General features: G+C 60.2%; 11 protein-coding genes and 2 tRNA genes. 7 read left to right on the top strand and 6 right to left on the bottom strand.

The genetic code is table 11. The annotated features are described in order from the left end of the window. The first annotated feature begins 144 nt into the window (after positions 1 to 144). Positions 145 to 933, top strand: a complete 789-nt coding sequence (locus JNM42_RS08425; protein WP_294268250.1) for a hypothetical protein — start codon at positions 145 to 147, stop codon at positions 931 to 933. Positions 934 to 1157: 224 nt separating this feature from the next. Here the strand turns inward: JNM42_RS08425 and JNM42_RS08420 are convergent, their stop codons facing one another. The 5 genes from JNM42_RS08420 to JNM42_RS08400 form a co-directional block, all read right to left on the bottom strand. Beyond that, entirely contained in the window at positions 1158 to 1868 is a 711-nt protein-coding gene (locus tag JNM42_RS08420; protein WP_294268248.1) for an ABC transporter ATP-binding protein, read from the bottom strand. Next, positions 1865 to 2632: an ABC transporter ATP-binding protein gene (locus JNM42_RS08415; RefSeq protein ID WP_294268246.1), complete on the bottom strand. Its 768-nt coding sequence runs from the start codon at positions 2630 to 2632 to the stop codon at positions 1865 to 1867. The genes JNM42_RS08420 and JNM42_RS08415 overlap by 4 nt, the downstream gene beginning before the upstream one ends. Then, positions 2625 to 3578 (bottom strand): branched-chain amino acid ABC transporter permease, encoded by a 954-nt coding sequence (locus tag JNM42_RS08410; RefSeq protein ID WP_294268244.1) that lies wholly within the window; start codon positions 3576 to 3578, stop codon positions 2625 to 2627. The genes JNM42_RS08415 and JNM42_RS08410 overlap by 8 nt, the downstream gene beginning before the upstream one ends. Positions 3579 to 3721: 143 nt before the next feature. Then, a complete protein-coding gene (locus JNM42_RS08405; RefSeq protein ID WP_294268242.1) occupies positions 3722 to 4636 on the bottom strand; it encodes a branched-chain amino acid ABC transporter permease in 915 nt (304 codons plus the stop codon). Positions 4637 to 4767: 131 nt separating this feature from the next. After that, positions 4768 to 5955 (bottom strand): ABC transporter substrate-binding protein, encoded by a 1188-nt coding sequence (locus tag JNM42_RS08400; protein WP_294268240.1) that lies wholly within the window; start codon positions 5953 to 5955, stop codon positions 4768 to 4770. Between the two features lie 124 nt (positions 5956 to 6079). Here JNM42_RS08400 and queC point away from each other — a divergent pair, with 124 nt between their 5' ends. The 4 genes from queC (at position 6080) to JNM42_RS08380 (ending at position 8386) form a co-directional block, all read left to right on the top strand. Then, positions 6080 to 6793: a 7-cyano-7-deazaguanine synthase QueC gene (gene queC / locus JNM42_RS08395; protein WP_294268239.1), complete on the top strand. Its 714-nt coding sequence runs from the start codon at positions 6080 to 6082 to the stop codon at positions 6791 to 6793. A gap of 75 nt (positions 6794 to 6868) precedes the next feature. Next, positions 6869 to 6944: transfer RNA gene (locus JNM42_RS08390), tRNA-Lys, on the top strand. A gap of 41 nt (positions 6945 to 6985) precedes the next feature. Further along, positions 6986 to 7061, top strand: a tRNA-Lys gene (locus JNM42_RS08385). 122 nt (positions 7062 to 7183) lie between these two features. Further along, positions 7184 to 8386: a DUF2934 domain-containing protein gene (locus JNM42_RS08380; RefSeq protein WP_294268238.1), complete on the top strand. Its 1203-nt coding sequence runs from the start codon at positions 7184 to 7186 to the stop codon at positions 8384 to 8386. A 120-nt stretch (positions 8387 to 8506) separates the two neighbouring features. Here JNM42_RS08380 and JNM42_RS08375 read toward each other — a convergent pair whose 3' ends face one another. Beyond that, positions 8507 to 11512, bottom strand: coding sequence for a transglycosylase domain-containing protein (locus JNM42_RS08375; RefSeq protein WP_294268237.1), 3006 nt, complete (start codon positions 11510 to 11512; stop codon positions 8507 to 8509). A gap of 440 nt (positions 11513 to 11952) precedes the next feature. Between JNM42_RS08375 and JNM42_RS08370 the strand changes: the two genes are divergently transcribed. Together JNM42_RS08370 and JNM42_RS08365 are read left to right on the top strand one after the other, a co-directional pair. Then, positions 11953 to 13062: a PQQ-dependent sugar dehydrogenase gene (locus tag JNM42_RS08370; protein WP_294268236.1), complete on the top strand. Its 1110-nt coding sequence runs from the start codon at positions 11953 to 11955 to the stop codon at positions 13060 to 13062. 148 nt (positions 13063 to 13210) lie between these two features. Then, positions 13211 to 15220 carry an acyl CoA:acetate/3-ketoacid CoA transferase gene (locus tag JNM42_RS08365; protein WP_294268235.1) on the top strand — a complete coding sequence of 670 codons (2010 nt, stop codon included), beginning with the start codon at positions 13211 to 13213 and terminating at the stop codon, positions 15218 to 15220. Positions 15221 to 15335: the final 115 nt, after the last annotated feature.

Below are 15335 nucleotides of genomic sequence, written 5' to 3'. Positions count from 1 at the left end.
ACGTTTATCCGGTTGTATTTATGGATATCGGAGGAAGTTACTGGATTCCGGCTTCCGCCGGAATGAGCGCGAAGCCTGGCCTCGGGCCACGGTTTTGAAGGTGTTTATCGATTAATCATACTGCCTCAGAGAATTAGCTCAACAATGATTCGAACCCTGACCGTTCTCTTTGCCCTGGCCTGCTGTGGCCTGCTACGCGCGCAGGAGGTCGGCATCGGCGAGGTGCAGCAGGTCGCCACGCGCGAGGGCGTCAGCGTACCGATCTACACCTACTGGCGCAACGATGCGCTGGCTACCGTCGTGCTCTTCTCGGGCGGTGCCGGGGGTTACGGCAAGATCGGCGCAGACGGCTGGCCGGGCAGCGGCAACTTCCTGATCCGCACCGGCAAGCACTGGACCGGTTTCCCCTTCAATGTCGTCATGATCGGTCGCCCGTCGGACGGCATCGACCTCGCGCTCGGCAGCGTGCGGACGGGAGAAAAACACAACGCAGACAATGTGGCAATTTTCAGGGAAATCAAGCGCAAAAGCCCGCTCCCGATCTGGGTGATCGGTACCAGCATGGGGACGATTTCGGCCGCCGCCGCGGCGATTGAGGACAGCGAAAAGTTGGTTTCGGGCGTTGTGCTGACGTCCTCGATCGTGGCCTACAAGGTTCCTGGCGCGGTACCGAAGCAGGATCTCGAAAGAATCCGCGTGCCGACGCTGGTCGTGCACAACGAGAACGATGCCTGCTGGGCCTGCCGTCCGCATGAGGCGAAGAACATCGCCGACGATCTGAAGAACGCCCCACTCAGGAAGACCGTCTTCGTCAGCGGCGGCTCGGGCGCCAGCGGCGACCCCTGCGAAGCCATGCACCACCATGGCTTCATCGGCATGGAGAACGAAGTAGTCGACCTGATCGCGGCGTGGATCATCAAACCGAAGGAATAATCAGGTCGCCCGCCTACAAACCACAACCGCATCGGCCCATGAGACAAGCTGGATTGGCGTCTATGCCGTCGGTGACATTTAACCGTGGTGAAATCTGGAAATTACGCTGACCCTTTGGCTCGAAGCTCTACGCGTCGTTCGAGCGGCCCTCCCGGTGTTGCAGGACAACGATACCGGTTCGCTGCCAGGAATTTTTTGCAGGATCGCACCAGTCGCTGCGCACCTCAGATACCGAGGTAGCGATGCCAGATGCCGTGATCGGCAGCGAGTTCGGTCGAATTGCCCCGCCACACCACCTGGCCGCGCTCAAGAATGGTATGCCGATCGGCTACTGCAAGCAGCCGCTCGACATACTTGTCGATGACCAGAATGGTTTGCCCGCTGGCGCGCAGCGTGTCGAGGCAATTCCAGATTTCCTCACGCACCAGTGGTGCCAGGCCTTCGCTGGCCTCGTCCAGGATCAGCAGCTTCGGATTGGTCATCAAGGCGCGGCCGATGGCCAGCATCTGCTGCTCGCCGCCGGAGAGACGGCCGCCGAGCAGGCCGGCACGTTCAGCCAGACGTGGGAAGAAGGCATAGACCCGATCCAGTGTCCATGGATCCGGAACGCCATGACGATTGGCCGCGAAGGCGATCAGGTTTTCCCGCACCAGGAGGTTGGGGAATATCTGCCGCCCTTCGGGCACCAGTGCGATCCCGGCGCGACCGATGCGGTCGGCCGACTGCCCGTCGATCCGTTCGCCGCAAAAGCGGATGCTGCCGCCACGCGGCACCTGCAGCCCGCAGATCGAGCGCACGGTGGTCGTCTTGCCCATGCCGTTACGCCCGAGCAGGGTGACCACCTCGCCGGCAACAATCGACAGGCTGACGCCAAACAATACCTGACTGCTGCCGTAAGCGGTTTCCAGCGACTCGATTTCAAGCAGCGCGCTCATTGCGCGTCTCCCAGATAGGCGCGTCTCACCTCATGGTCGGCACGAATAGCCGCTGGCGCGCCGCTGGCAATGACGCGACCGCCAACCAGCACCGAAATACGGTCGGCCAGGCGGAAAACGGCATCCATATCGTGTTCGACGAGCAGCATCGTCACCCGGCGCGCCAGATTTTCGATCAGTTCGACCATGCGCACCGACTCCTCAGGCCCCATTCCGGCCATCGGTTCGTCGAGCAGCAGCAGCTTTGGTTTCGTGGCCAGCACCAGCGCCACCTCCAGACAGCGCTGCTCGCCATGCGAGAGCTGGCAGGCCCGACGCCCGGCCAGACCGGTGAGCGAGACCTGATCAAGCAAATCTTGGGCTTCGTCGACAATCGCCGAATCGAGCGAAAAGGGTTTCCAGAAGCTGAAGCTCGAACCCCAGTCGCGCACCCGCGATTGCACCGCCATCGTCACGTTGTCGAGCACCGTAAGACGCGAGAACAGATTGGTGATCTGATACGAACGCGCAAGACCGAGTGCGACGCGCTCGTGCATCGCGCGCCACGCCAGATCGTTGCCGTTGAAGATCACTTGCCCGGCATCCGCCGTCAGGGCGCCTGACAGAACGTGAATCAGCGTCGTCTTTCCGGCGCCGTTGGGGCCGATCAGCGCATGCACCTCGCCGCTCTCAAGCGCCAGCGAAGCCCCATTGAGCGCATAGATACCGCCGAAGTGCTTGCTCACATCACGGACTTCGAGCAGGATCGTACGGCGCTCACTCACGGCTTCGACCCCAGCCAAACAGGCCGGCTATTCCTAGCGGCGCCCACAACACAACGGCCAGCAACAGCAGGCCGAGTCCGATCTGCCAATGGGGCGATATCTCGACGAAAAATTCTTCGCAGAGCAGCAACAGAACGGCACCCACAACACCGCCAAACACGCTGCCGACACCGCCGATCACAATCATCACCATCAGCGTTCCGGACTGCATCCAGTGCAACAGGTTCGGACTGGCCAGCCCGCTCTGATTGACCAGCAGCGCTCCGGCCAGACCGGCCAGCGCGCCGCCGATCACGAAACAGACCAGCTTGTAGGAAAACACCGGATAGCCGAGCGCCTCCATTCGCGTTTCGTTCTCGCGGATACTCTGGATGACGCGCCCGAAGCGCGAATGGGCGAGACGGTCGAGCGCCAGCAGCACCAGCGCCAGCGTCGCCAACACCACGAAATAGAACGTCGTGTCGTCCTTCAGATCGAGGCTACCGAAAGTCGAACGACGCAGCAACAACAGCCCGTCATCGCCACCCCAGGACTTCAGCGAGACGACCAGATAAAAAACCATCTGCGCAAAAGCCAGCGTGATCATGATGAAATAGACGCCGCGCGTGCGCAGGCTGATGGCGCCGATCAACAGCGCCAGCAATGCGGCCACAGCGAGCGCCAGCGGCCACGCCAGCGCGGCAGAAACCACTCCGCTCTCGGCGAGGATGGCCACCGTATAAGCACCGGCGCCGAAAAAGGCGGCATGCCCGAAGGAGATCATGCCGCCGAAGCCGATTACCAGGTTGAGGCTGGTTGCCGCCAGCGCAAAGATCAGCACGCGGCTGGCCAGGCTGACGTAGAAGCCCTGGTCGAGCGATTGCATCAGCCAGGGCAGCGCAAGCAGCGCCACCAGCGTCATTGCTGCAGCGATGCGGCGGCGCGGTGAGGAGGCGTATAGTCCCATTTAGAATTGAGTTAGCACGAAAATGCAAACCACCATGACACCAGGTTCACCAAGGGAAACCCGCTTGATTTTTCTTGGTGAAACTTTGTGTCCTTGGTGACTTGGTGGTGAAGCTTTTCTATGCCTTTCAACATAACTGATCATTAACCCCGCGCCGGGAAGAGGCCTTCCGGGCGCCAGAAAAGAATGGCCGCCATGAGGACGTAGATGAGGATGGAGGCGAGCGCCGGGCCGAGACTCGACGCCACCTCCGGCGACAAAAACTCGCGCAACAAGGAGGGTAGCGCAGCGCGGCCCAGCGTATCGACCAGACCAACCATGAGGCTGCCGACCAGCGCACCGCGAATCGACCCGATGCCGCCGATGACGATGACCACGAAGGCCAGTATCAGAATGCTCTCTCCCATGCCGACCTGAACCGCCAGCAGCGGCCCGAGCATGGCGCCGGCCAGCGCGCAAAGCGCCGCACCGGCAGCAAAGACGGCGGTAAACAGCAGACGGACATTGACTCCCAGCGCCTCGGTCATTTCACGATTCGATGCACCGGCACGCACCCACATCCCGAGCCGAGTGTGGGACACCAGAAGGTAAAGCAGGCCGGCGACCAGCACGCCGACGCCGATCAGCAGCAGACGGTAAGCAGGATAGAAGAAACCAGCGAGGCTGACCGGCCCGGAAAGCGCCTCCGGCGCATTGAGCAACATCGGCTGCGCGCCCCAGATCATGCGCACCACTTCGTTGGCGATCAGGATCAGGGCGAATGTGGCCAGTACCTGCGCCAGGTGATCACGCGCATACAGGCGGCGCAGCAGCGACACTTCAAGCAGTGCGCCGAGCAGGGCCGTAACCAGCATGGCGGTGCCGATTCCGACCATGAAGGACCCGCTGGCCTGCGTTACCGCTGCCGCCAGGTAGGCTCCGACCATGTACAGCGATCCATGCGCCAGATTGATCATGTCCATGATCCCGAACACCAGCGTCAACCCGGCGGCGAGCAGGAACAGCATGAGACCGAATTGCAGGCCGTTGAGCGCCTGTTCAAGGATGAGCTGGGTCATTGGTCAAGATAGCAAACCGCTTTCAACGCAGAAATCGCTGAGATACAGAGGGCGCAGAGAGAGAATTGCTTTCGCTTGTCTTTGCGAACTCTGCGCTTCTGCGTACTCTGTGTTGAAAGAGTTTCAAGTCATCATTTCATCTTGCACTGCGCGACATAGGCATCGGCATGATTCGTAAACACCGTTCCCATCGTCTTGTTGGTTATACGGCCCTGGGCGTCGCGACCGATCACGCGCAGATAGTAGTTCTGTACCGGGTAGTGGTTGCGGTTGAACTTGAAGTCGCCGCGCACCGACTTGAAGTGCTTGGCTTCGAGCGCCTTTCTCAGCGCTTCCTTGTCGTCGAGCCTGCCTTTCACATCGCGCACGGCACCGTCGATCAGGAACGCGGCGTCGTAGCCCTGCGAGGCGTAGAGTGAGGGCAAACGTCCGTATTCCTTCTGGAAGTCGGCGACGAAGCGCTTGTTCTCGGCGTTCTCCATGTCGTGCGCCCAGTGCGAGGAGTTGAACATGCCGAGCATCGGCGCCCCGACGGCCTTGATCACGTCCTCATCAGCCGAGAAGCCGGGTGCAAAGAGCTGAGTATCGGACGACAGGCCGGCCGCGACAAACTGCTTGACGAAGTTGATGCCCATGCCGCCGGGCAGGAAGAAGAATACGGCATCGGGTTTGAGCGAGCGAATCTGCGCCAGTTCGGCCGCGTAATCGAGTTGCCCCAGCTTGGTGTAAATCTCCTCGCTGACCTTGCCCTTGTAGAAGCGCTTGAAGCCGACCATCGCGTCCTTGCCGCCGGGATAATTGGGCGCGACCAGAACAACGTTCTTGAAGCCCTTGTCCATAACGTACTTGCCAACCGCCTCATGCAGGTTGTCGTTCTGCCAGGCAACGTTGAAGAAGTACGGGTTGCATTGCTCGCCGGCATACTGCGAGGGACCGGCATTGGCCGAGATATAGAAGGTCTTGTTGTCGAAGACCGGCTGACCCACGGCCAGCATGATGTTGGAGAAGACGATGCCGGTCATGAAATCAACCTTGTCCTTCTTCATGAACTTCTCGGCGACCTGCTGCGCGACCTCGGGTTTCTGCTGGTCGTCGACGACGATCACTTCGGCGGGCAACCCGCCCAGTTTTCCGTTGAGTTGCTTGACCGCCAGATTGAAGCCGTCACGAATATCGATACCGAGACCGGCGCCGGGGCCGGAGAGCGTGGACAGGAAGCCGACTTTCACTGACGTTCGGCTCGCTTCGGCCGCATGAACGGAGGTGCCCAGCAGGAGCAGGGTAGCCAGGGCGAAAAGGCATTTCGTAGGGCGCATCATTTTCTCCGGAAATGGAAATCAGGCTGAAAGGGGGAGATTGTAGCGCACCATGCCGGGAGATACTCTTCCCCAAACCGTTAGAATGACGGCTGTTTTGTAAGTGACTAATTGTCAATTTCCCATCATGAGTACACCGCTAACCTCCCCCCGCCGACGCGCCGTTGTCCTGCTTTCCGGCGGTCTTGACTCGGCCACCACGCTGGCCATTGCCCGTGACGCCGGGTTTGACTGCTACTGTCTGTCCCTTGACTATGGCCAGCGACATCGCATTGAACTCGACGCGGCCGCGCGCGTAGCCAAAGCCCTGGGCGCCAGCGAGCATCGCGTGCTGCATGTGGCGCTCGGCGAGTTCGGCGGCTCGGCGCTCACCGATAACGCCATCGCCGTTCCGGTCGATGGCGTCCAGCCCGGCATACCAGTAACCTATGTACCGGCGCGCAATACCATCATGCTTTCGCTGGCGCTGGCCTGGGCCGAGGTATTGGAAAGCCGCGATATCTTCGTCGGCGTCAATGCCGTCGACTATTCGGGCTACCCGGATTGCCGGCCGGAATACATTGCCGCCTTCGAGACCATGGCCCGACTGGCGACCCGGGCCGGCGTGGAAGGCGAAACACTGAGCATCCACGCACCATTGATCGATCTATCGAAGGCGGAGATCATACGGCGCGGCAGTGCCCTAGGCGTTGATTACGGCAAAACGGTTTCCTGCTACCAGGCCGACGAATGGGGCCGTGCCTGCGGTGTCTGCGATTCCTGCCGGCTACGCCGGGAAGGCTTTTCGGCGCTTGGCCTGAGTGACCCGACACCTTACGTCATCGGTACGCAAGAGGCGTAATCCTGGCTTGCTCGCGGCAGGCTCGCGTTGACAGGCGAATGACCGCTCCCTATAATCCGGCGTTCCCGTTTTTCCGGGTCGGTAGCTCAGTTGGTAGAGCAGCGGACTTTTAATCCGTTGGTCGCGAGTTCGAATCTCGCCCGACCTACCAGGAAACTTCAGCGGTCGGCAGTTTGTTTGAAGTCATTATGTGGGGCGTTAGCTCAGCTGGTAGAGCAGCGGACTCTTAATCCGTAGGTCGACAGTTCGAATCTGTCACGCCCTACCACATAAACCAACTAAATCAATAGCTTATAACAGTTATCGAGGTTTGGCGTATTCTCACCTTCACGCTGGTGCTGCCCAGTAGCAACGAGCGTTAGCGAAAATTTCCCGACACTTTCTTCCCCCATGATCTTCTCACTGCTGACCTTTGCCTCGGCGTTCTTGATCGAGGGTCTCGGAACCTGGATTTCAATAATCGGCTTGTCGAGCCTCTTTAGCGCGGATCCCATCATTATTGCATTGGCGGCGGCGCTTGACGTGGGCAAGGTTGTCACCGTTTCCTTTCTGTACAAGCGGTGGAGTACGGCACCCAGGGTGCTCAGGTTCTACATGATAGTGGCCACCGCGGTGTTGATGGCCATCACGTCTGCCGGCGCATTCGGGTATCTCTCCGCCGCATTCCAGGGCGCCATCAAGGATACGAAGCAGCAACAAATTCTGGTGACCGCCGCCATGGAGGAGAAGGCGAAGCTGGAGGCGCGCAAGAAGGAGATTGATGCCCAGATAGCCAACCTTCCCTCACACATCGTGCAAGGGCGTCAGAAGCTGATCAGTGCCTTCAAGGGAGAGGCGGACCGCATCAATCTGCGCCTACGGCAACTGGACGCTGAACTGCCTAAAATGCGCGCGCAACAGATCACCATCAACACGCATACCGGACCCATTGTCTACATTTCAGAGGCATTCAACGTGTCGGTGGAACAGGCGGTCAAGTACGTGATCCTGATCATCATCTTTGTTTTTGATCCGCTCGCGATTGCGCTTCTTGTCGCTGGAAACTTCCTGTGGGAGACGCGTAAAAAAGAATTGCCCGGACCGGCAGACGCTTCCGAGCGATCCGACAAGGCCGTTGCGACCCGTTCCGACCTGGCAGCAGCGGTGGCCGGCGTAACGCCCCCTGATATGGCAAACCGCGTTGATGTGGCAACGAGACCCGACACAGAGACACCGCACCGGGGTGAGCTTGCCGATGCGGTGCCCGCCGCTACGCCAACGGAATTGGCCGGCCCGGTCCGGGTATCGATACCCGGGGACAAGGCCAGCGAAGAAAGTACCGCGCTTCATGCTGAAGTGCAGCCCCAAGCGATTCACCTTGTAAAATCGCAGAATCAGAGCGAGCCGCCCGCAATTCAAGCGTCTGAACCAATAAGCCCGGAGGTGGCGGTCACGGCGAATGAGCAAATACACGGTTACCCGGATCCAGAGCAAGCGATTCGCGAGACAGCCTACTACCTGGCCGAGAAGCGTGCGTTCAAGGATGGCGCACCTGCCGACGACTGGGTCCGGGCCGAGAAAGTGATTGTTAAAGGCGGGCTTCCAGCCGGTTGATGGTCACGACTTGGGGGATGATGCCGAATTTGCTCTGTAGATCTTGGCGGAAAGTTTCCCCATCGGTTTTAATGGCTTCTACGTTCCACCCTGCTGGTGACGCCTCGGCCTTCTGCCAGATCAACCCCCTTTTTTGCTGATCCTGGCCGCGTGAGCGTCGCTTTTTGTTGCTTCGCCCGCCCGCGTTTCAACCCGGCGCACCTCGCTGCAGCGCACCGGAACTGCGTCTTTCCCGGCGATCAGGGGCAGCAGTGCGGGCTGCAACTCCTTGAGAATCTGTACCGGCACTGCCGAGGTGAAGTCATAGCCGGCAGCTTTCGCCCCCGGAACAAAAGCAGTGACGACACCGTAGAAGCGGTCGCCGATGTAAAAGGCGAAGGTCGCCGCGCGGTTCATTACACGAGAACTCTTGACCGACCCGTTTGCACCGATGATCTGAAAGCGATGGTCACCGGTTCCCGTCTTGCCGCCCACCGGAAGTGGCATGTTGTCGGCATCACGGTAAGTTCCCTTGACGCGCCGGGCTGTGCCGCTATCGACCACGCGCAAGAGTGCGCGTCTCGCGACCTGGGCAACTTCGGCCGGCAACACCTGTTCACCCGGCTCGACCCGGCGCTCAAGCAGGGTTTCAAAAGGTGTAGCGGCAGCGAAGTGCAACTGATCGATGCGCACGGTCGGACGCCGGACGCCATCATTGACAACGATGCCCATGAGTTCGGCGAGAGCCGCAGGGCGGTCGGCTGAACTGCCAATCGAGGTCGCCAGCGAGGGAACCAGATGCTCGAAGGGATAACCCAGCCGGCGCCATTCGGCGGCGATCCGTTCGAAGGCCGTAACCTCGACGATAATGTCGATGCGCACCTGCTGGGCATGCCGGAAACGGCTGGCGAACAGCCAGCGCGAGGCTTCCCGGCGTTCGCTGACGCTGGCCGCGACGACTTCGCGCAGGCCGGCATCAGGATGAGTTTGCAGATAACGGACGAGCCACAGTTCGAGCGGGTGCACGTGCGCCAGATAGCCCTGGTCGGACAGGTTGTAGTTGCGCGTCGCATGGTTGTTGTAAAGACGACGCAGGCCGGCGTCGGTACCGGCCTTGTCGCCAAGACGTTCACGCATGAAGGCGAGAAAGGCGGCAAAGTCGCTTTCCGGCTGAACGCTCATAAATACCGACGCCAGCGGAGAGGGTCGTTCCGGAACCGAATCAGCCAGAACGTCGAGACGCTCCTGTGCTTCGATGTCGCGGTACTTGTGCCAGAAGGTACGCAGAAAGCCGATGCCTTCGCGCTCGGCAAAACGGTTGAGGAAATCCTGACGTGCCGTCTCATTGCCCTCACGCAGCGAGCGTGCGGGTGCATTGATCGCCTCATAGGCGTGGTAGTGCACCACATCGCGCATGATACGGACAAACACCAGATTTACCGATTGCTCAAGCGCTCCGGCCACGCTCGGCGACTGCCCGTCGTCTTCATGCTTGAAGTTGGAAAAATGGTGCACGCCACCACCGGTGAAGAAAGCTTCGCCGGGACTTGCCGAATAGTGCCGTTCCATGGCCGCCTCAAGCATCGGCGCCAGACTGCGATCCTTGCTGCCGCGCAGATAGGCGATGGCCCAGACACTCAGACGGTCGCTCGGCTTGGTGGCGATGGCGGCCAGTTCCTTGTCGTCGAGGCCGGCATAGCGCTGGTGCAGATCGGCGATGACACTCAGATAGGAGATCATGGTACGGAACTTGGCGCTGGAGCCCAGATCGAGCTTGGTTCCAGCGTTGATGTCGAGCGGCTGGTTGAGATTGTCTGCCTGCACGCGCAAGAGGTTGCCGAGTGGCGTCTTCTCGTAAAGCGTAAAGCTGTAGTTGACGCCGACCGGATCGCCACGGTCGAGCATGCGCTGCTCCTTAAAGCCGGCACAGCGCAGGTAGTCCGCCTGCTGGAGACGAGCAAGATAAGCCGTCACTTTGGACTGTGCAGGCGCGTCCAGTGTGGTTCGCGCCTGCAGATCGAAACGATCGAGGGCATAGAGGTCATCCACACCCAGGAGATCGCCAAGCGTCCCGCGCACATCGTTGACGGCCTTGCGCTCGACAAAGGAGACGGCTTCACCCTCGCGCGCCTTGCGCGCGAGGGTCAACCGGGTGCGCAGGGCATCGTCACGCAAGACTTCGGGGATCCCGCCATCACTTGTCAGCAAGCGCAGGTAACTGTCGGTCAGGCGGTCGAGACGCTCCGTAGATTCGAGCAGGAGACCGGAAGGTCGGCGCTGCGCAACGATCAGCGACAATACTTCCCTGAATACCTGCGCCCGCTCTAGCGGGTCGGCGTCGGGGTCGGCCAGCAAGCGGTTGGCGGCGTCGAAGTCGCGGCCATACCAGGCCCACAGGCCATCGCCCAGGCCATTGACCTCGCCGTAGCCAGCCAGCCCGGCCAGCGGCACGGAGTTGAGATAGTCAAGGACGATGCGTCGCCGCGCGGCCAGGGTGTCTTCACCATCCTGGTAGGCCCGCAGCGACGCAGAAACCATCTGCCGCAATTTATCGTCGGCATCGCGCGTTCGCCCGCCTGGGGAATGCCGGAATTTCTCGATCTGGGTGGCCAGCGTGCTGCCGCCGGCACGCCCGCCTTCGAGGTTGAGTGCGCGCAAGGTCTGGCCCAGCGCCACGCGAGTAAAGCGGCCCCAGTCAACCGCCGGGTTGCGTAGCGGATGCTCGGGATCGAGCAGATCCTGGTTCTCGACATAGAGCAGGGCGTTGACCAGCACCGGTGGAATGGCCTCGAACGAGGCGTACTGCCGCTCCGGATAACGACTGCCATAGAGTGGGATTTCGTTGCGGTCGAGCAGGGTCAGCCCGGCCTGTGACTTTTCGTGATAGATCGGGTAGTAACCGCGACCGGTGATGTCGCGAAACGCTTCGGACTGACGGGCCTGCGCTGAAACCTCGTAGCCTGCTGCAGCGAGTCGCGGCAACATCGCCCGCATCTGGGTGTAACCGAGACGGATACTGTAGGGGCCGGACTCTGGCAGCCAGATTTCGGCATTGGCCCCGTCCTGAATTTCCCAGCTGATACTGCGCGCAAACTCGGAAAAGTAATGCGCCTGCAGGCGCGAATCACGAGCTTCGATCCAGGACACTGTCGCTATCACCGCTAACAATGCAAGGGTAATCGCAGTCCAGAAAAAGAGGCGGTTCCTTTGGCGCTTCACGAGCCTCGCGCTGGTGAGGGCGCTTTCGCTTTCCATTCTGTTTTCCATCCCTAAGCAAATCTCTATTTATAAAACATGCTGCCACTGCATTGACCAATCAATGGCGCTGCCTATTATCACCGAATGCTTTGTCGCTTGAATAGCCACTTCAGCCCTTAACAGCGCCGAGAAGTCAAAATTTTCCTGGAGTCAGAAAAAACCTGTCCCGACGTTTTGCGGGCAGGCGTCATCCAGCCGGAATGAGCGCGAAGTCTGGCCTCGGGTCACGAGCTGAACTGCATGACCAATCAGGATGGATTTTGGCGCAAAGGCACCAGTCAGGCTCCCAGGAGTTATATTTGAGGCCTTGCATTGATGCGGGACTCAACATGCGCAGAATCAGTATCCTTTTTGGACTTGCCGTGGCATTGATTGCGCCGACCGTGTCGGCAGCCGATCTGCCGCTGGAGCGTGTCAAGTTGCCGCCAGGCTTTGCCATTGAGCTTTGGGCACGCGTCGACAACGCCCGACAGATGACGCTGGGGCGCCACGACAGCCATGGCGGGACGCTTTACGTCGGCTCGATGCAGGCGGGGAAAGTGCATGCGGTGAGCTTCGGCGCCGATTTCAAGGCACAACGGGTAACGCTGCTTGCAAGCGGACTGCAACTTCCGGTCGGCGTCGCCTTCAAGGAGGGCAATCTGTATGTGTCAGCGGTGAGCCGTATCCTGCGTTATGACGACATCGAGCGACGCCTGGAGCATCCGCCAGCCGCCGTGCTGGTTACTGACCGGCTGCCCGCCGAAACCCACCATGGCTGGAAATTCATCGCTTTCGGTCCGGACGGCAAACTCTACGTTCCGGTGGGCGCTCCCTGCAACATCTGCGAACCCGATGCGCAGCGCTTTGCCAATATCATGCGCATGAATGCGGACGGCAGCGCCATCGAAGTCTATGCGTATGGCGTGCGCAACAGCGTCGGTTTCGACTGGCAGCCGCAGACCCGTGAGCTCTGGTTCACCGATAACGGCCGCGACCTGCTCGGTGACGACTTGCCGCCCGATGAACTCAATCATGCACCACGCGCCGGGATGCATTTCGGTTATCCCTACTGCCACGGCGGCGACATGCCCGATCCGGAATTCGGCAGCAGGCGCAAATGCGATCAGTTCGCCGCGCCAGCCCAAAAGCTGGGGCCCCATGTCGCTGCGCTGGGCATGCGCTTCTACAGCGGGACAATGTTTCCGCCGGAGTACCGTAACCAGATCTTCATTGCCGAGCACGGTTCGTGGAACCGCTCAAGGAAGATCGGCTACCGGGTTTCACTGGTACGCCTGAAAGGCAACAAGGCAGTGGCCTACGAAACTTTCGCCAGCGGCTGGCTTGAGGGCGAAACCGCCTGGGGGCGCCCGTCCGACGTGCTGGTCATGCCCGATGGCTCGCTGCTGGTAGCCGACGATTACGCGGGCGCGATCTATCGCATCGTCTATCGCGGCTGATCTGACGGTGAGTATCGAATCCCTACGGCATATGAGGCGGAGTCTTCAGCGAGCGATCTGGAAGCCACGTGTCGCCTTGGCTCCCGCATCTCTTCGCTGAGCAGGGTGATACACTAATCCGACCAAATCCGCCGAGGGGAATTATGACATGCACCCAAGCATCCACCCACTGCTGACCAACCCGCAGCAACTGTCGGGCAAACGCAACAAGATCGTCAGCGCTGCCGAGGCTGTGCGCCTGATCAACGACGGTGACACGGTGGCCACCGGCGGTTTCATCGGCATCGGCTTTGCAGAGAACATCGCCGTTGCCATCGAACAGCGCTTCCTTGGCGCCGACCCCCAATCGCCAGCCGGCAGCCCGCGTAACCTGACCCTGGCCTACGCCGCGGGTCAGGGCGACGGCAAGGATCGCGGCCTCAACCACTTTGGCCACGAGGGTCTGGTGGCGCGCGTGATCGGCGGTCACTGGGGGCTGGCGCCAAAACTCCAGCAGCTCGCGGTGAGCAACCGCATCGAGGCTTACAACCTGCCGCAGGGCATCATCACCCATCTCTTTCGCGACATTGCGGCGGGCAAGCCGGGACTGCTCTCGCACGTCGGTATTGGCACCTTCGTCGACCCGCGCCATGGCGGCGGCAAAATCAACGCCTTCACCAAAAAGGATCTGGTCGAACTGATGATCATCGACGGCCAGGAATATCTTTTCTACAAGACTTTCCCGATCAACGTCGGCATCATTCGCGGCACCACCGCCGACCCCGACGGCAATATCACCATGGAAAAGGAGGCGCTGACGCTGGAAGCACAGGCTATCGCCATGGCCGCACACAACTCGGGCGGCCTGGTCATTGTCCAGGTTGAGCGCATCGCCGAGCGCTCTACGCTCAACTCGCGCCAGGTCAAGATTCCCGGCATTCTGGTCGATTGCGTGGTGGTTGCCGAGAAACCCGAATACCAGATGCAGACCTTCATCGAGCCCTACAGCGCGGCCTTCGCCGGCGAGATTCGTGTGCCGATGTCGGCGATCCCGGCGATGGAACTCTCCGAACGCAAGATCATCGCCCGCCGTGCCGCACTGGAACTGAAGCCGAACAACATCGTCAATCTAGGTATCGGCATGCCCGAGGGTATCGCCAACATCGCCGCTGAAGAAAAAATCATCGACCTGGTGACGCTCACCGCCGAACCCGGCGTGGTCGGCGGCATTCCGGCCGGAGGCTTGAGTTTCGGTGCAGCGACCAACGCCGAGGCGATCATCGACCAGCCTGCGCAGTTCGACTTTTACGACGGCGGCGGGCTGGATCTGGCCTTCCTCGGACTGGCGCAGGCAGATGCCCAGGGCAACCTCAATGTCAGCAAGTTCGGGCCGCGCCTGGCCGGTGCCGGTGGCTTCATCAACATCAGCCAGAACGCCAAAAAGGTGGTCTTCGTCGGCACCTTTACCGCAGGACAACTGGCCGTTGCCGTTTGCGATGGCGCCCTGAAAATTGTCAAGGAAGGCGAAACGAAGAAATTCGTCTCCCACGTCGAACACCGCACGTTCAGCGGCGAATACGCCTTCAAGCGCCGCCAGCCGGTGCTATACATTACCGAGCGCTGTGTTTTCCGTCTGATCGAAGGCGGACTCGAACTGATCGAGATCGCTCCCGGTATCGATCTCGAGCGCGACATTCTGGCGCTGATGGATTTCCGGCCGGCGATCAGCCCCGATCTGAAAACGATGGATGCACGCCTTTTCCGCGAACAAGCATTTGGCATGCGTGAAGTCATGCTGGCGCTACCGCTCGAACAGCGCTTTACCTACGATGAAAGGCATAATCTCTTCTTCGTCAACTTCGAGGGACTGGGCGTGCACAGCCGGGAGGAAATCGAGAACCTGCGCCGGGTGATCGAAGCCCGGCTGCAACCCTTGCGCCGCAAGGTCTATGCGATTGTCAACTACGACAACTTCGCGCTCGCTCCGGAACTGATCGACGCTTACATGGATATGGTACGCGACCTGGTGGAGCGTTATTACATCCGCGTCACACGCTACACCTCCAGCACCTTTACCCGCGCTCTGCTCGGCAATGCGCTGGAGCAACGGTCAGTCAAGCCGCTTTTTTTCACCAGCCCGGATGAAGCGCTGGGGCAACTTATACAATCAGGCGAATAACTCCAACATACTCTGGAAGCTTCAGTTTTGTATCGCTAGAACCGATAGAGCAAGGCAAAATAAAGGCGGTTGCGAATGTTCTGGGGATTCAGGCTGTTTGGATCAAGCACATTCG

The sequence above is a fragment of the Propionivibrio sp. genome, from assembly GCF_016790145.1.
Classification (GTDB): domain Bacteria; phylum Pseudomonadota; class Gammaproteobacteria; order Burkholderiales; family Rhodocyclaceae; genus Propionivibrio.
The sequence above is the reverse complement of the archived record's forward strand: the minus strand, read 5'-3'. Positions and strand labels throughout refer to the sequence as shown.